Origin of the sequence: Micromonospora andamanensis (assembly GCF_016863495.1) — a bacterium.
GTDB classification, from domain to species: Bacteria; Actinomycetota; Actinomycetes; order Mycobacteriales; family Micromonosporaceae; genus Micromonospora; species Micromonospora andamanensis.
In genome coordinates this window covers 297,337-313,323 of record NZ_BOOZ01000003.1, presented here as the reverse complement: position 1 = coordinate 313,323, position 15,987 = coordinate 297,337, and the positions used below count along the sequence as shown (strand labels likewise).

The window sequence follows — 15,987 nt, the reverse complement described above, 5'->3', positions numbered from 1 at the left end:
CCCCGACACGCCGATTCTGAGGGCGACAAGTTCATGATCGACGGGGTGAATCGGCGACAGTGGTGGCGAGGGTCACGGCCTCGGTGAGGGTGTCGGCGACCGGGTGGCCGGAGGCGAGCAGGCGGGCGCGGTCGGTGAAACCGCCGGTGTAGAGGACGGCGCGGGCACCTACCGAAAGGGCCGCCTCGGCGTCGTCGAGCGAGTCGCCGATCAGCACCACCGACCGACCGTCGACGCCCAGGGCATCGAGGTGCCGGGCCAGTGACTCCGCCTTCCGGTCGCCGCCGACCTGCGCCCGCAGCCCGTCGACCCTGGCGAACCGGCCGTTCAGACCATAGGTCTCGACGGCCGGGACCAGCTCGTCGTGAAACCACATCGACAACAGGGACTGACTGCCCGGCCAGGCCGCCATCGCGTCCACGGCGTCGTGCGCCAGCTCACACGTGGTCAGACCGACCCGGTACGCGTCGTGGAAGATCTTGTCGAGTCGACCGAAGGCGTCGTCGTCCACCGCTCGGCCGAGCACCTCCGCGTAGTAGTCGGCGATCGGCCGGCGGAACCGGACCCGGTGTTCCTCGGGAGTGACGCTCGGCCCACCCTCGCTGGCGAAGGCCGCGTTGGTGCAGGCCACCACGAGGCGGAGATCATTGAGCAGGGTGCCGTTCCAGTCCCAGACCAGATGAGGGCTCGCAGGGGTCATCGGCGCACCCTATCCGGCAGCGCCGCGCTGCGACGGCCTCAGAGCTGCGGGGTGGTCAGGTCCCGCAACAGCCGCTCCTCCTCCACCCGCCAGTAACCGTGTTCCCTTCCGTCGAGCAGCAGCACCGGCAACCGGTCGCCGTATTCACGTTCCAGCTCCACGTCACCGCTGACGTCCCGCTCGGTCCACCTGTCGCCGGTGACCGCGACCACCCGGTCGAGCGCCGCCTTGGCGTCCTCGCAGAGGTGGCAGCCGGGACGGGTGATCAGGGTCAGGCGGGGCTCACGCATCGGTCTCCTCCGTCGTGCCGAGCACGGTCTTGCGTACCTTCCCGATCACCGAGCGCGGCAGCACGTCGACGAACTCGACAGCGGTCGGGCACTTGAATCTGGCCAGATTACGCGTGCAATGGGCGATCAGCTCGGTACCGGCCACCTCGGCCTGCGGCACCACGTACGCCCGGACAGTCTCCCCGGACCTCGGGTGTGGCACACCCACTACCGCCGACTCCGCCACCGCCGGGTGCGCCGACAACACCAGCTCCACCTCGCGCGGGTACACGTTGAAGCCGTTGACCAGGATCAGCTCGCCGATCCGGTCGACCAGGAAGAGATCGCCGTCGGCATCGGCGTACGCGACGTCGCCGGTGGCCCACCAGCCGTCGGCGTCCGGTCCACCCGCGCCGTCCGGCCAGTACCCAGCGAAGAGGTTCGCGCCCCGGACCACGAGCTGTCCCGGATCGGTGCCCGTGGCGGGGTCGGTGAGGTCCATCTCGTCCGGATCGTCGTCGGGCGCGGCGACCCCGTCGCGCCACAGCTCCGTACCGTCCGCACCGACCAGCCGGGCCTGGATCCCCGGCAGGGGGCGACCGATCGAACCGGGCCTGGGTTCACCACTGACCAGGGTCGAGGTGAGCACCGGGGCGGTCTCGGTCAGGCCGTACCCGACATGCACCGGGTGACCTGTCGCCTCGGTGAAGCGCGCCGCGTCGACCGGCTCCAGCGGCGCCGCGCCACAGACCACGAGCCGCACGGCGGCCATCGCGGCCGCGAGACTGTCCGGGTCCGCCCGGGACCAGGTCTGCACCATCGACGGTACGCCCACCAGCACGCTCACCCGGTGCCGGGCGATCTCGGCGAGCGCCGCGTCGGAGCCCGAATCGTCGACGAGCACCCCGGCCGCGGCATTGTGGATCACCGCGCCCAGCCCGGCGTTCAGGCCGTAGGCGTGGAACAACGGCAGAGCCAGCAGCACTGTGTCGTCCGGGCCGACCACCGGCGGTTCGATCCGGCCCACCTGTTCGTGGTTGGCCGCCAACGCACCGTGCGAGAGCATCGCTCCCTTCGGCCAGCCCGAGGTACCCGAGGTGTAGAGCAGTATCGCCAGATCGTCGGCCCCCCGGGTCGCGAACGTCTGGTCGCCGCCGACCGTCGGCACGCTCGTGTGCACCTCGACGAGCGCGGGAAGGTCCAGCTCCGCCACCAGATCCCGGACCCGCTCGGTGGCGATAAGCACCGACGTGCCCGAGTCTGCCAGGATGTGCCGCAGTTCGCGGGCGGTCAGGCCGGGATTCACAGGTACCGCCGTCAAGCCGGCCCGCAGCACGCCGAGCAGGCTGATCACGAACTCCGGCACGTTTGGCAGCGCCACGGCGACCCGCGCACCGGGCTGGGCCGCGCCGGACCCCGGCACCGCGTCGGCAAGCGCCCGGGCCGCCCCGCTCACCGCCTCGTCCAGTTCGGACCAGGTGATCGTCCGGTCCTGCCAGTGCAGCGCGGGCTTGCCGGGGTGCAGCTCCGCAGCCCGGCGGAGGCGGTCGGCGAGGTTGGGACCGGCGACTGAGTCAGGATCCTGCACGGTGGCTGAGTCTGGCACAGCCCGATCCGCACGGCCACGCCCGCGAACCATCTGTCACCATCGGCCGCCCAGCCGTGGGTGACCGCCCGAGCCGTCCAGAAAGGTACGGCCAGTCCCGTCGACGGAACCCGGCGACGTCACCGACGGTGCGGTACAGGTGCGACGGCACCGCATTTCCGGACGCCCGGTGCGGGGTCGACGCCAGCCTTCACCGGACCTGATGACCGTTACCGATACCACCCCTCACCAGCAAGAACAGCGAATCCACTGGGGATCACCCCAACGGCCGGTTGTCAACCACACCCGACGGACAAACGGTCCGCCAGGTCGGCGACACGTCGGGAAATACTTCGGCCCTGTGTAACGGACTTGCCACGCGCGGGTGACGTTGGCCCTATCATCACTCGGGTCGGCTCACCCCATTTGCCGTGAGTCGACACCCCTCAGCCCGAGGAGGCCCCCGTGCCGTTGAGCGCATTGGACCAGCACCTCAAGGGGAACTGCCGCCCGCCGGCACACCCCGGAGCCACCCTGCCCGACGGGGCAACGACCGGTCACCCGGTCGTTGCCGGCCCGGCGGCCACCTGCGAAACGGAGGCGGCGCGATGACCGCCTTCGGTTTCGCCGAGCGTCCGGTCGGCCTGACCGGCCCGACCGCCCGTACCCCGATGAACGAACGCGGCGGCGGCCACGGCGCGTCGGACGCCTCGGCCAACCTCGCTGTCCGGGGTGACGGTGCCGCGCGGCGGGTCGGCAGCCGACCTCACCAGAACGAGCCGCCACATCGACCACCCGCGCCCGGGGGGAATGCCAAACCCGCAGGTGGGCGGGTCGCCTCCCCGAACCGCCCGACGATGCCGGCCCAGGCGCGGCGCAGCGGGGACGCACCCGTCGAGGTGTCCGCCACCGAGACCGCGGTACTTCCGGCGGTCACCGAGCCGGCCGGCACCTCGACCGGGTTCCCGAGCCGCCCGGATCCGTCCGATCCGGCGACCGAGGTCTGGGCTCTCGTCGAACGTGCCCAGGCCGGCGAGGCCGAGGCCTTCGGGCTGATCTACGACCGCTATGTGGACACCGTGTTCCGCTTCGTCTACTTCCGGGTCGGCAATCGACAGCTCGCCGAGGACCTCACCTCGGACACCTTCCTGCGCGCCCTCAAGCGGATCGGTAGCTTCACCTGGCAGGGCCGGGACCTCGGTGCCTGGCTTGTGACGATCGCGCGCAACCTGGTCGCCGACCACTTCAAGTCCGGGCGGTACCGACTGGAGGTGACCACCGGCGATGTTCTCGACGCCGATCGGGAGGATCGGGGCCCGGAGGGCAGCCCGGAGGCGGCGGTGGTGGAGCACATCACGAACGTCGCCCTGTTGAGCGCGGTGAAGCGACTCAACCCCGAGCAGCAGGAGTGCATCGTGCTCCGCTTTCTCCAAGGCTTCTCGGTGGCCGAGACCGCCCGGGCGATGGGCAAGAACGAGGGCGCGATCAAGGCACTCCAGTATCGGGCGGTGCGGGCCCTCGCCCGGCTGCTTCCGGACGGCTTCCAGCCGTGATCGTCGGCACCGCCGGAGGCTGCGGATCCTGCCCGTACCTGGGCTCCTTCGATCCGGAAGCGATCACTTTGCGTGATTTCGACACCGGCCGGGCCGTAACCCGCCCCGGGCACGGCGCGTTTCTCCGGGTGCGACCGATGACAGGCCGGGCACCCTCGGGGTCCACCGGGTGACCTGCGACGGTGCCGCCGACGGCCAGCTGCCGTGGTGTCACGAGGTCATCGATCGCTGGCGGTGAACGCGGCCGACCGGCCGTGACCAGCGAGAGGAGGTGCCACGGTGGACAACGCCCTCTTCTCCCGTCGGCGCGCCGAGCGCTTCGCGCAGCTTCTCGACGAAGCCAACGGCGGCCGACGGCATCACGTGCGTTCCAGGGACGACGAGGGGCTCGTGCCTCTCGTCACGCTCGGCCGACGACTCGGGGCAAACCCGCCGGCCGCCGAGGTCGATCCGGAGTTCCGCACCGGCCTGCGGGCGATGTTGCTGGCCACCGCGGCCCGCGAGGGCGTCGGCGCGCCGGCTCCCGCCCGGCCGGCGGAGAAGGCATCGGCCAGTCGTGGGTCGTTGCTACCTGCGGTCACCGCCCGCCGGGCCCGCGCCCGCGGCGCGATCCTGATCGGTATCGCCGCCGGTGCCGTCGCCGTCTCCGGCATCTCGGCGGCCAGCGAGGACGCGGTGCCCGGTGACGCGTTGTACGGGATGAAGCGCGGCACCGAACGGGCCCAGCTCGCGCTCACCAGCTCCGACATCAGTCGGGGGCAACTCTTCCTCGACTTCGCCCGCACCCGGCTGGCCGAGGCATCCACGTTGCGGGGCAGCCAGAGCGGATACAGCGCCGTGCTCGACGACATGGACGCGGACACCCGACAGGGCGTACGCCTGCTCTCCGGTGCTGCCGCGCAGCGCTCGGATGCCGCGGCGCTGGCTGCTGTCGACGCGTTCCTCACCGACCAGCGGCGGTCCCTGAACGCGTTGGAGGGCCGGGGCTCCCGGGCCGACCGGGTACGCACCACTGAGTCCCTGGCACTGCTGGAGACAGTCGCCGAGCGGGCCAACGCCATGCGCGCTGCCATCGCCTGCGGCCAGGAACTCACCGCCACAAGCGACACGCTCGGTCCTATCCCCGCTGCCTGCGCCTGACCGGTCAGGTGCTCCGGCCCCGCCGGGCATCGGGTCGATACGGCTGATCGCCGCGCGACTTCACCCCCACCGACCGGTCCCGCCTCGGACACCAGGCTGGCGCCCGAGGCGGGAGGACGGCGGAGTGGTACCTCCGGCTGTCGTCAGTAGTCGTCGCCGCAGGAGTGACCGGGGTTGCTGCCGATCGGCACGAACGCGATGGTGTCGAACGCTACCGCGTCGAAGTTCTGGGTGTGCATCGTCCCGACATTGTTCAGTTGCACCTGCGCTCCCCGACCCAACTCGTACGAGCCCAGGTAGACCCACTTGTCTTCGCCGAGGTTCGCGGGGTTCGGGTTGGGGATGCCGCCGGGTAGCGCCCAGCCGGCTTCCTCGGCGAGGTTGAGCGCACAGGTTCGCTGTTGGCCGATCGTGCCCGTGGTGATCAGGTACTCGGCGTTGTGGTAGTCCGCGCCGTGGCTGGGCACGTGGGCGACGATGTCATAGCGGGCGCGTTCACCGGGTACCAGATCCAGGTTCGGCGTCCACGAACCGACGATGCGGCGCTTCGGGTTGCTGCTGTTGACGTACGTGAACCAGATGTGGCCCTTGTAGCCCGCGCCGATCTGGTGCAGGTCGACTTCGGCGTACGGTGCGGTGCCACCGCCGGCCGGTGAACCACGGCGGATGGTGAACTTGCCGTCGGTGGCGCCGATGTCGCACCCGAGGTTGTACTGCCCGGTGTCGTTGAGCGAGTAGACCAATGACATCCGCTTGTTGGTGTTGCGGTTGCCGTTCTTGTCACCGGTGAACGTCTCGCAGTTGCGTGGGTAGATGCGCTTCACACCTGGTTCGGCGGCGCCGGACCCGTAGCTGAGCTTCTCCCGGGCGCACTCCTCCATCAGGCAGTTGCCCGAAGTCGCATGGCCGTGCCACCAACAGGCTTCGGAGTCCGCCGGGCAACCGTTGGTGGCCGGCGAGCAGCTGTTGACCTCGGAACAGAACGCGTACCGGTCCGGGATGGACAGCACCTTGGTGAATCGGTCCGGGTAGATGGGCGAGTTGGCGCCGTACTCCGGGTGGGAGTACGCCTCAGTCATGATCGGGAAGCCCTTCATCTGCGGCGTCTCCACCCAGCCCATGATCCGCTCTGGGTACGCCCATTCGTTGGGCCGCTCGGCGTCGGCCATGGTCGCGCGGAGGAACGGCGCCCGGTTGGCCGGGTACCTCGGGTTTGCCGGGTTGTTGAACCACCCGATCCCGAACCGGCCATTCTGCAGATCCGTGTTGCGACGGTCGTACGGGTAGTAGCCGCTGTTGTACGCCCAGACGGCGAGGAACCAGTTCTCCACCCAGGTGGGATCGTTGTTGTTCATGTAGCTCTTGTGCGCGTTGAGCTCGGTGTTCATCTGGTTCCACTTTTCGATCAGGATGTTGAGCCCGGCGGCGAGGTTCGCCGCGTAGTCAACGGCGATCGCCCGGCGCTGCGTATCGGTGAACACGTTGCTGTCCACCCGCATCCCGTCGGTGACCTGACCGATGCCGTACCCGCAGTCGGTCTTGCTGTAGTCGATGACGTCGAGATTGTCATGGTTGCCGTAGTAGCTGGCGATCAACGGGTTGCCGGTGTCGCCGGGTACGACCCGCCACGACGCCTGGGACAGGTTCGTCTCCTGGGCCAGGACGGCGAGCATGATCTGAGCCGGCACCCGACCGCCGCCGACGAGCTGGCGCAACGGGAACAGACCCTGGGGTTGGTACGCGGGCAGGCCCGCCTTCAGGTAGTTCGCCGGTCGGGTGACGTTGAGCCGTCCGTGTACCGCCTGGTTGACAGCCCACTCGACCATGTCCGGGCTGGGTTGCAGGGGCTGCACCCGAGGGTCGTTGCGCGGGATCGCGCACGTCGGGCTGCCGATGTCGGCCACGGCCGCACGCTGCTGGTTGGTGTCGGCGCCCAGTTCGACGTCGAGCGTCGGCGCCAGGGTGGTGTCCAGCGTGTGGACGGCACCCTTGCCGCTGACCGTGGCCCGCACCGCCACCCGTACGTCGCCGGCGTCGGCCGGGTCCGCGGGCCGCAGCGGCTGGCCTACCGCGCGCATGCTCTGCTGGGTGACCACCTCCTCGGCGACGAGGTGACCCTCGGCGGAGAGCGCGCGCACCTGGCTGACCGCCGGGAGGACGCTCAGCTCCGGCCTGCTGCCCTGCATGCTCACCTGCCCGACCAGGGCGTTTCGGCCGCCCCGCTGCCCGAAGAGCTGGAGCCGGTCGCGGGGGCCGGTCGCCGTGACGGTCAGCCTGCCGTCCCGGAACCGCTGGGCGACCGCCTGCTCACCGTCCACGCTCACCAGGTCGATGCCGCTGCCGGCGGTGGCCTGCACGGCGAACGGTTGGCCCTGCGGCCGGGCCAGTGGGGTGGTCTTACCGGTGGCGTCGACGCGTACCAGTTGACCGCCGAGGATGCCGTAGTCGCCGTCCGGCGCCGGTGCGGGCGTGGTGAGCTGACCGTCGACGCGACGGGTCCTGGTCACCCGGGCCTCGGCGGCGTCGACGGTGAGCAGTTCGGTGGTGAGCGCGAAGTCGTCACCCACTGATCGAGTGAGCAGGGCCCGGTCGCCCGGGCCGCAGGCCGGGTTGAAGTAGGCCAACTCGACGCCGGTGGCCACGTGGGTGGCCTTTCCGGTGGCGATCTCCACCACCGCCGCAAGGGCGCCGGCGCGGGACAGTTCCGGCTTGTTGGCGGCCTTCTTGGGCGCGAAGACCGCGACGGCGTACCTACCGGACCCGGTGACGCAGACGGCACCGGTCCACGGACCCACGGCGAGCGAGCTGGATGTCAGGGTGGCCAGGGTGGACCACCCGAAGGCTTCGGACTCCCGGGCCACGTAGAGGTGGTATCCGTCGGTGTCACCGGCCCCGGTCACCAGCACGTCTGCGGACTTCCGCCACGCCTTGCCCAGTGCCTCGTCAGGTGCGGTGAAGGCAGCCTGCCCGGCTTGGCGCTCCGGCTCGGCCGCACCGACCGGACTCGACACCTGCAGACCTGCGGCAGGTATCACGACTATTGCGGTCGTGGCGGCGATCAGGCGCCGCAGTGGCCTCTTCAGTGAACGCATGACTCCCCCGTCATTGCACTGTGGATGATCACTTGCTTGCTGCCGACGCGGCTCAGCGCCACAGCGTGCACGCGTTGAAGCCGCCGGAGGGAAGGTCCATGTCCGGATCGGTTCCCTTGTGGCTGCCGCAGAACTTGACCGACTGCTGCCAGTCGACCATCGGCGTGGTGTAGTTTCCGGCGCTGCCCATCTGGAAGTAGTCCGCCAGGTCGTTGACGCCGCCGTACTCGCTCTGGGTCCAGAGCTGCGCGTAGAGGAACCCGAAGAGTTCGGGAGCGTTCAGCTCACCCCACATGGCCTTGCAGGCCGGGCTGTACCACAGGTCGCCACGTGGCGGCTGGGTCACGTCCGGATCGACGAGAGTGAAGCCGTTGATGGCGAAGGCGCCATCCCGGCAGCCCTGCGCCGCCGCCATCTTGCCGCGGCAGCCGGCTCCGACACAGCCGGGCGCGGCCGCCGCTGGAGCGGCCGGTAGCAGGAACATCAACCCTAGGACAAAGATCGACAAATAGGATAATTGCGCGCGGACGTCTCTCATGTTTCCCCCGTGCGGTGACCGCCTACAAGACATCGAAAGTCTTACAGCTTTCGTTTTGTTACACAACGTTGACCGTGCTCCGACCCGGTGCTAGCTTGGCCCGGCCGAAGGGGTCCTCTGTGGCCACGGTGCACGACGACGGGGGACACGCATGACGGACCAGGTCGGAGCTGACGCACGCCCGTCACCGAGGTTTGGACGGCGCGGAAAGATCCTGCTGGCGGGGCTGATCGTGGTGGCAGTCGGCCTCGGCGGAGCATGGTGGCACGGCGAGCGCGAACCGGCCGGCACCGCCGGGCCGGCGGGGCCCACATCCGGCACCCCACAGGGCGACACGCCGCCAGGACCGGAGTCGGAGCCGGAGCCGGCACCCAGTGGCGAGGCGAGCGACGCACCGTCCGCCGCCCCGCTGCCGCCCATCCCGGGCACCACTGTGGAATCCGTGGCAGCCAACTGGCGCAAGCGCTGGGACACCCCGCCGAAGGCATTCGCCCGCGGCTACGACACCACCGCGGCAATGCCGGGAACCGGCCTTCGCACCCGGTTCGGCGTGCTCAAGAGCCCCATCGGCGAGGGCGAGTCGGTCGCCACCCTGTTCTGCATGGTCCTTGAGAAGAAGGTCGACATCGACAAGCGGTTCCTCGAGGCCGTGATCGACGCGTGTCTCGCCCCCGCCCTACGGGCGGACGAGCCGGCCGCGCTGCTTACCTGGCTTGCCGAGCAGGACTACTCCGCTGACGTCTATGACCAACTACCACTCGCCCGGTTCGACGCGACGGTGACGGCCGTGCGGGGCAGCTTCTCGGTGCACCTGAGATCTAAGGGCCGAACGGGTCAGGCCGACGCTCCAGCAACTGGTGCAGGGTCTGCTGGATAGTCTCCCGTACCTGGTCGGCGAGGTTGAACACGACAAGCGGGTCGTCCGCCGAATCCATCAGGTGCTCGGTCGGGATCGGCGGGCAGAACTCGATGAGCCACTTGCTCGGCAACGGCACCATGCCCAGCGGCCCGAGCCAGGGGAACGTCGGTGTCACCGGGAAATACGGCAGCTTGAGCAGCCGGGCCAGTGGCTTGATGTCGGCGAGCATCGGATAGATCTCCTCGCCGCCGACGATCGCCACCGGAATGATCGGGGTACCGGTGCGTAGCGCCGCCGAGACGAAACCGCCCCGCCCGAACCGTTGCAGCTTGTAGCGGTCCGCGTACAACTTGCCGATGCCCTTGAAGCCCTCCGGGAAGACACCCACCAGCTCGCCGTTGCGCATCAGCCGCTCGGCGTCCGGGTTGCAGGCCATCGTGCCGCCGGTCTTGCGGGCGATCTCGGAGACCACAGGCATCCGGAACACCAGGTCCGCGCCGAGCAGCCGCAGGTAGCGATGGTCGGGGTGCTCGTGGTGCAGCGCGGTGGAGAGGATCAGCGCGTCGAGGGCGACGGTGCCGGAGTGGTTGCCGACCACGAGTCCCGGCCCGTCAGCGGGTACGTGCGCCAACCCGGTGACCTCGGTGCGGAACCAGTCGCGGTAGAGCCGGCGCAGCAGCGGATGGAAGACCGCCTCGGTCAGTTCCGGGTCGAAGCCGAACTCGTCCACCTCGTAGTCGCCGGCCAGCCGTCGCCGTAGGAAGGCCAGGCCGGTGGCGACCCGGCGGTCCCAGACGTCGCCCACCTGCTCCGGTGCGGCCGGGCGGTGCCCGTTGCGCCGGGCCGGGTCCGCGTCGGGCGTCACCGGCGTCGGCAGTGCGTACCTGTCGTCGAGACGCGCCTCGTCACGCTGTTCCTCGGGCCCGGTCACGACCGCTCCCGGACGGCGGCGCGGACCTGCCTGATGTGCTCCAGCACCACCTGCTCGGCGGCGGCCAACTGTTCCCGGGTCACCACGGCACGCCCGTGGTGCGCCCGGATGAAGTCGTCGAAGGCGGCGGCGGTGGAGCGGGGCGAAAAGGCGTACTCCCGCTCCAGCCGCGAGATGTCCACCACCCGGCCGTGCACGAAGAGGTCGACCTGGTCCAGGCCGTAACGACCGAAGCCCATCACCCGGGCGAGCGCGACGGCACCGGACAGACCCGGCTCCAGCACCGGTACGGCGACCCGTCCGGCGCGGCGGATCGCCTGCGACAGCGCGAGCACTCCGGGCCCGGCGACGTTGAAGGTGCCGGGATGGTCCTCTACCACCGACCGGTGCAGCACCTCCAGCGCGTCCTCGAAGTGCAGGAACTGCAGGCGGGCGTCCCGACCGAGGATGGTGGGCACCACCGGCTGCGCGAAGTAGCGGGTGAGAGTGGTGTCCGCGGTCGAGCCGATGAACGGTGCGAAGCGCAGCACGGTGGCGGTGACGTCACCGCGCCGACGACGGAAACCGCGGACGTACCCCTCGATGTCGAGGATGTCGCGGCCGAAGCCGCCGCGCGGCACCTCGCGCGGCTCGGTCTCCTCGGTGAAGACAGCCGGATCGCGGAACGACGCACCGTACGCAGCGGTGGAGGAACGGACCACGATCTTGCGCAGCCGTGGTGCCCGCTGACACGCGGCGAGCAGCTGCATGGTGCCGATGACGTTCTGTTCCTTCATCGCCGCCCGGCCACCCTGTTGCGGATCCGGGGAGCTGACCAGGGCCAGATGTACCACGGTGTCCACGTCGAGGTCGGCGAGGAGACCCCCCACCGAGCCGGCGTCGACCCGGATCCGTTCGACCCGGTCGAGCAGCGCGTCGACCTCGGGTCCCGCCTCCGGCAGGTCGATGCCGATGACCCTGTCGATCCGCGGGTCGGCGGCGAGCCGGGCGGCGACGTGCGCGCCGAGATAACGACTGACTCCGGTCACGACGACGACCCCCGGAGGGCTCTGGGAGCCACCGGGGGTCATGTCTCGCACCTACCCCGGCAGCTGGGATCGAGCCGGGGTAGCCGCGGCCTGATCACCTGAGCCTCCGAGGGTCGACAGTTGGCGAGGGACGGACGCCGGGACCAGGCCCGGCGTCGGTCACTTGCCGAGACGGCGACGCTGGACGCGGGTCTTGCGCAGCAGCTTGCGGTGCTTCTTCTTAGCCATGCGCTTGCGGCGCTTCTTGACCACCGAGCCCATACGACAGCCTTTCGATGCAACGTGCGGCGCGACCGGGAGGACACCACGAACCCGTGGCGTCGACGACCGCTTGCGGACAGGGACCGGACCGGCGGGGTGGGCGGCGGAGCGCACCAGCGGTCACGATCAGAGTCCAGCGTAGCGGGACCGCGTCAGCAGGACCAACGCGCCCCCGCTCGATGCCCGTTCCACCGGGCCCGCGTGACCCGGCCCGCACCAGGTCAGGCGGTCTCCTGGAAGGCGCCGCGCAGGTACTCGTGCACCGCGTGCTCGGGAACCCGGAACGACCTGCCCACCCGTACGGCGGTCAGCTCACCGCTGTGCACCAGGCGGTAGACAGTCATCTTCGACACCCGCATGACCGTCGCCACCTCGGCGACGGTCAGGAACTTGACCTCCGACAGCCGACCGTCGGACTGCGACCCGGCCATGGCTCACCCGACCCATCCCATGCCCGGCGCGTGCCGCCACACGGGTCCTCCCGCGCGGCCGGCGACGCGCGTGTTACCAGTACGGTAGCGGGGCGGCTGTGACCGGCGCGATCCCTTCCTGCAACTGATCATGGCTCGACCCCGGGCAGACGATGAAAAACCCCTGGTCGGGTGCCGTACCCGGAATTTCGGCAACGATCAACCTCGGCCGCGGGTATCGGGGAGATCACTCGGCGCGCAGGGCCACCACCGGATCGAGTCGACCGGCCCGTTGGGCGGGTACCACCCCGAAGATGATGCCGACGGCCGCCGAGACGCCGAACGCCAGTGCCAGCGACCACCAGGTCACCGCCGCCGGGATGGGCGACAAGGCAGCCACCAGCAGTGCGCCACCCACGCCGAGGGCCATCCCGGTCAGCCCACCGACGGAGGTCAGCAGCACCGCCTCCAGCAGAAACTGCACGCCGATGTCCCGGGGACGGGCACCCACCGCCTTGCGCAGCCCGATCTCCCGGGTCCGCTCCCGGACCGAGACCAGCATGATGTTGGAGACGCCGACCCCACCGACCAGCAGCGAGATGCCGGCGATGGCGGCCAGGACGCCGGTCAGGATGCCGAGGATGTCGCCGAGCACACCGAGGATCTGCTCCTGGGTGACGGCGCTGAACTCGGTGCCCGGATGCCGGCCGTTGAGTTCGGCCACGATCCGGTCACCCAGCTCGTCGATCCGTTCCCGGTCCGGGGCCTTCACCGCGATGGCGTCGACCCGCTGGGTGCCGTAGAGCCGCTGCGCCGCCGTCACCGGTATGTGCACCTCGTCGTCCCGGTCCACGCCGAGGCTCTGCCCGAGCGGCACGAAGACGCCGATCACCCGGAAGCGGACGCCTGCCACGTTGATCTGCTGGCCGACCGCTTCGCGGTCAGGAAACAGGGAACGGGCTACCGAGTCACCGAGCACCGCGACGCGCCGGCCGGTGTCCACGTCGGAACCGGTCAGGTACCGGCCCCGCCCCAACTCCCGGGCGAAGACCGTCGGGGTCGTCTCCAGCACCCCCTGGACGGTGGTGAAGTCCTCCCGGTTGCCGGCCCGCACGGTCGCACCCGAGGCGACAGTCACGGCCACCCGGTTCGGATCACCCACCACCCGGCCTACGGCGTCCACGTCCTGGAGGGTGAGCGGGGAGAGCGCCGGCGCACTGCCCACGTCAAGTCGCCCCGGCACGACCAGCAGCAGGTTGGAGCCCAGACCCTCCACCTGCTGTTCCACCCGCTGCTTGGTGCCGGTACCGATGGCCACCAGCAACACCACCGAGGCCACCCCGATGACCACCCCGAGCATGGTCAGCGCGCTGCGCATCCGGTTCGCGCGCAGGGCGTCCCACGCCACCCGCCACGCCTCGGCCACCCTCACGCGTCGGCCCCGCCGTCCGCCGGGCGTGTCCCGTCCGCGGCGTCGCCGCCGCGCCCCGACACCGCCGTACCGCCAGCGGGGCTGGCCGCAGTGTCGGCGACGACCACGCCGTCCCGCATCGCGATGCGTCGGCGGGCCCGGGCCGCCACCTCCGCGTCGTGGGTGACCATCACCAGCGCCACCCCGGACTCGACGTTCAGTCGTTCCAGCAGTTCCAGCACGGCCGCACCGGTGGTGCTGTCCAGGTTGCCGGTCGGCTCGTCGGCCAGCAGCACTGTCGGGTCGGTGACCAGGGCCCGGGCGATCGCCACCCGCTGCTGCTCGCCGCCGGAGAGCTGGTTGGGCCGGTGGTGCAGCCGATGCCCCAGGCCGACCCGGCCGAGCATCGCGGCGGCGCGCTCCCGCCGCTGGCGGGCGCCGACGCCCCGGTACACAAGCGGCAACGCCACGTTGTCCACCGCCGAGGTACGCGGCAGCAGGTGAAACGCCTGGAACACGAAGCCGATGGTCTCGTTGCGCAGCCGGGCCAGCTCCGGGGCGGAGAGGGTGCCCACCTCCCGGCCACCGATCACCAGACGGCCACCACTGGGCCGGTCCAGGCCGCCGAGCAGGTGCATCAGCGTGGATTTGCCGGACCCGGAGGGCCCGATCAGCGCCACGTAGTCCCCTGCTCCGACGGTCAGCGACACGCCCCGCAGGGCGGGCACGGAGACGCCGTCCAACTCGTACGTCCGGGACACGTCGAACGCCTCGATGGCCGGACCCCGGCTCACCCGATCTCCTGGCCCTCGCGGACCTGGTCGGTGCCCCGGATGACGATCCGGTCGCCGGCCTGTACCCCGTCGACGATCTGCACCAGGTCCTGGCCCTGCACGCCGACGGTGACCACCGCCCGGTCGGCCCGACCGTCACGGACCAGCCACACGGTGTCCCGCCCGTCGACCGAGATGAGCGCCGACGCCGGCACGGTCACCGCGTCCGCCTCCTCCCGGACCCGCAGTCGCAGCACCGCGTTCATCCCGGGGCGCGGGGTGGGCGCGGGCTCGGCCTCACCGAAGCTGCCGGCGCCGAGGGAGAGTCGTACCCGGTAACTCACCCCACCCCGGGCCGACGTGCTGGGCAGCACGTCGATCGAACGGACCGTGGCCACGTAGCTGGCACCGGTGACGGCGTCCAGTTCGACGGTGCCGGTCAGCCCGGGCCGGACCAGCAGCACGTCCGTCTCGTCGACCTCGGCGAGCAGACCCAGCTCGCGGTTGTCCACCACGGTCAGCACCGGTGTGCCAGCGGTGACCCGGCCACCCACCGGGACCGCACTGTCCACGCCCGGCGGCGGGCCAGCGGGCGCGCCGAGGCTCTCCGCACCGATCCCCGACGGCATACCGCCCGATTCGAGCAGCCCGGCGAGCGCCCCCGCCGAACCAGCGCCGGTGCTGACGCCACCCGGTTGCACCACCCCGGCGATCGGGGCACGCAGAGTCAACGCGTCGACATTCGCCTTGGCCAGGTCGTACGCCTGCTGGGCCTGAAGTCGCTGGGCGGTGGCGAGCGCGCTGACGGCGGAGTTCAGGTTCCGGACACCGCGTTGCACCTCCCGTACCGCCCGGTCGGCGGCCCGGGCCGCCGAGTCGTACCGTCGCTGTGCCGCCTCGACCTGGGTGAGCAGCGCCTTCCGCAACTCCGGGTCACTGATCTTCGCGGCTGCGGCGCGGGCGGCGGCGTGCGTCTGCTCGGCCGCGCGGTCGGTGCCGCGCAGCGAACCGGCGAGGTCGCCGCCGCCACCGCCACCACCGGCGCGCTTCGCGGCGTTCAGCGCGGTACGCGCCTGGCGGAGCCGTTCCCGGGCCGACGGCGAGCTGATCACCGCGAGCACCTGGCCGCGCTTGACCCGCTGACCCGGCTCCACCCGGAGGCGGGCCAGCGTGCCGTCGGCCGGTGCGGTGAGGGTCGCCGCCGCCCGGGCGACGACTGTGGCGGGGGCATCGATCTCCTCGGCCACGGCGGCTCGGGCCGCTGCGGCGAGCGTGATCGACGGTTCGTCGCCACCGCAGGAGGCGGCGGTGGTGAGGGTCAGTACGGTGACGGCGAGCAGGACGGTGAGCAGGCGGAGCCGCGTGGCTGGCAGCCGCGGCGAGTCGGAGCGGCGCACGGGACACATGCTACGAGCCCTTGTCGATGTCGCCCCGACC

General features: G+C 70.8%; 15 protein-coding genes. 3 read left to right on the top strand and 12 right to left on the bottom strand.

What is annotated here, in order from left to right; all coding sequences use genetic code 11:
• Positions 1–31: 31 nt before the first annotated feature.
• The 3 genes from Van01_RS03960 to Van01_RS03950 are packed head-to-tail and all read right to left on the bottom strand — an operon-like array spanning position 32 to position 2,608.
• Positions 32–700, bottom strand: coding sequence for an HAD family hydrolase (locus tag Van01_RS03960; RefSeq protein WP_204000001.1), 669 nt, complete (start codon positions 698–700; stop codon positions 32–34).
• A gap of 38 nt (positions 701–738) precedes the next feature.
• Entirely contained in the window at positions 739–990 is a 252-nt protein-coding gene (locus tag Van01_RS03955) for a glutaredoxin family protein (protein ID WP_203999998.1), read from the bottom strand.
• The gene (locus Van01_RS03950; protein ID WP_203999996.1) at positions 983–2,608 is read right to left on the bottom strand and encodes an AMP-binding protein; all 1,626 of its coding nucleotides are present in this window, start codon (positions 2,606–2,608) and stop codon (positions 983–985) included. Before Van01_RS03950 ends, Van01_RS03955 begins: the two co-directional genes overlap by 8 nt.
• Before the next feature lie 554 nt (positions 2,609–3,162).
• Between Van01_RS03950 and Van01_RS03945 the strand changes: the two genes are divergently transcribed.
• Together Van01_RS03945 and Van01_RS03940 are read left to right on the top strand one after the other, a co-directional pair.
• Positions 3,163–4,107: an ECF subfamily RNA polymerase sigma factor, BldN family gene (locus Van01_RS03945; protein ID WP_203999992.1), complete on the top strand. Its 945-nt coding sequence runs from the start codon at positions 3,163–3,165 to the stop codon at positions 4,105–4,107.
• A 279-nt stretch (positions 4,108–4,386) separates the two neighbouring features.
• On the top strand, positions 4,387–5,247 hold the full coding sequence (locus tag Van01_RS03940) for a DUF5667 domain-containing protein (protein WP_203999989.1): 861 nt from the start codon (positions 4,387–4,389) through the stop codon (positions 5,245–5,247).
• A gap of 143 nt (positions 5,248–5,390) precedes the next feature.
• Here the strand turns inward: Van01_RS03940 and Van01_RS03935 are convergent, their stop codons facing one another.
• Together Van01_RS03935 and Van01_RS03930 are read right to left on the bottom strand one after the other, a co-directional pair.
• Positions 5,391–8,339, bottom strand: a complete 2,949-nt coding sequence (locus tag Van01_RS03935; RefSeq protein WP_239098836.1) for a hypothetical protein — start codon at positions 8,337–8,339, stop codon at positions 5,391–5,393.
• Between the two features lie 52 nt (positions 8,340–8,391).
• Positions 8,392–8,823 (bottom strand): hypothetical protein, encoded by a 432-nt coding sequence (locus Van01_RS03930; RefSeq protein WP_203999986.1) that lies wholly within the window; start codon positions 8,821–8,823, stop codon positions 8,392–8,394.
• A gap of 205 nt (positions 8,824–9,028) precedes the next feature.
• Here Van01_RS03930 and Van01_RS03925 point away from each other — a divergent pair, with 205 nt between their 5' ends.
• Positions 9,029–9,754, top strand: coding sequence for a flagellar basal body-associated FliL family protein (locus Van01_RS03925; RefSeq protein WP_203999983.1), 726 nt, complete (start codon positions 9,029–9,031; stop codon positions 9,752–9,754).
• On the opposite strand, the gene Van01_RS03920 is transcribed toward Van01_RS03925, so the two are convergent.
• From Van01_RS03920 to Van01_RS03890, 7 genes are all read right to left on the bottom strand, one after another.
• The gene (locus Van01_RS03920; protein WP_204000589.1) at positions 9,696–10,601 is read right to left on the bottom strand and encodes a lysophospholipid acyltransferase family protein; all 906 of its coding nucleotides are present in this window, start codon (positions 10,599–10,601) and stop codon (positions 9,696–9,698) included. The genes Van01_RS03925 and Van01_RS03920 overlap by 59 nt on opposite strands.
• 62 nt (positions 10,602–10,663) lie before the next feature.
• On the bottom strand, positions 10,664–11,737 hold the full coding sequence (locus tag Van01_RS03915) for an NAD-dependent epimerase/dehydratase family protein (RefSeq protein WP_203999980.1): 1,074 nt from the start codon (positions 11,735–11,737) through the stop codon (positions 10,664–10,666).
• Between the two features lie 117 nt (positions 11,738–11,854).
• Entirely contained in the window at positions 11,855–11,956 is a 102-nt protein-coding gene (locus Van01_RS03910) for a 30S ribosomal protein bS22 (RefSeq protein ID WP_007465623.1), read from the bottom strand.
• Positions 11,957–12,177: 221 nt separating this feature from the next.
• A complete protein-coding gene (locus Van01_RS03905; protein WP_007465625.1) occupies positions 12,178–12,387 on the bottom strand; it encodes a helix-turn-helix domain-containing protein in 210 nt (69 codons plus the stop codon).
• A gap of 226 nt (positions 12,388–12,613) precedes the next feature.
• Entirely contained in the window at positions 12,614–13,798 is a 1,185-nt protein-coding gene (locus Van01_RS03900; RefSeq protein WP_203999977.1) for an ABC transporter permease, read from the bottom strand.
• Positions 13,795–14,571 (bottom strand): ABC transporter ATP-binding protein, encoded by a 777-nt coding sequence (locus Van01_RS03895; RefSeq protein ID WP_308442354.1) that lies wholly within the window; start codon positions 14,569–14,571, stop codon positions 13,795–13,797. Before Van01_RS03895 ends, Van01_RS03900 begins: the two co-directional genes overlap by 4 nt.
• Entirely contained in the window at positions 14,568–15,956 is a 1,389-nt protein-coding gene (locus tag Van01_RS03890; RefSeq protein WP_203999974.1) for an efflux RND transporter periplasmic adaptor subunit, read from the bottom strand. The genes Van01_RS03895 and Van01_RS03890 overlap by 4 nt, the downstream gene beginning before the upstream one ends.
• Positions 15,957–15,987 lie beyond the last annotated feature (31 nt).

What these genes read in the sequence shown, in the direction of transcription:
- Van01_RS03950 (WP_203999996.1), bottom strand. Translation starts at nt 2,608, where the DNA reads ATGGTTCGCGGGCGTGGCCGTGCGGATCGGGCTGTGCCAGACTCAGCC.
- Van01_RS03960 (WP_204000001.1), bottom strand. Translation starts at nt 700, where the DNA reads ATGACCCCTGCGAGCCCTCATCTGGTCTGGGACTGGAACGGCACCCTG.
- Van01_RS03915 (WP_203999980.1), bottom strand. Translation starts at nt 11,737, where the DNA reads ATGACCCCCGGTGGCTCCCAGAGCCCTCCGGGGGTCGTCGTCGTGACC.
- Van01_RS03935 (WP_239098836.1), bottom strand. Translation starts at nt 8,339, where the DNA reads ATGCGTTCACTGAAGAGGCCACTGCGGCGCCTGATCGCCGCCACGACC.
- Van01_RS03890 (WP_203999974.1), bottom strand. Translation starts at nt 15,956, where the DNA reads ATGTGTCCCGTGCGCCGCTCCGACTCGCCGCGGCTGCCAGCCACGCGG.
- Van01_RS03955 (WP_203999998.1), bottom strand. Translation starts at nt 990, where the DNA reads ATGCGTGAGCCCCGCCTGACCCTGATCACCCGTCCCGGCTGCCACCTC.
- Van01_RS03925 (WP_203999983.1), top strand. Translation starts at nt 9,029, where the DNA reads ATGACGGACCAGGTCGGAGCTGACGCACGCCCGTCACCGAGGTTTGGA.
- Van01_RS03930 (WP_203999986.1), bottom strand. Translation starts at nt 8,823, where the DNA reads ATGTTCCTGCTACCGGCCGCTCCAGCGGCGGCCGCGCCCGGCTGTGTC.
- Van01_RS03945 (WP_203999992.1), top strand. Translation starts at nt 3,163, where the DNA reads ATGACCGCCTTCGGTTTCGCCGAGCGTCCGGTCGGCCTGACCGGCCCG.
- Van01_RS03905 (WP_007465625.1), bottom strand. Translation starts at nt 12,387, where the DNA reads ATGGCCGGGTCGCAGTCCGACGGTCGGCTGTCGGAGGTCAAGTTCCTG.
- Van01_RS03910 (WP_007465623.1), bottom strand. Translation starts at nt 11,956, where the DNA reads ATGGGCTCGGTGGTCAAGAAGCGCCGCAAGCGCATGGCTAAGAAGAAG.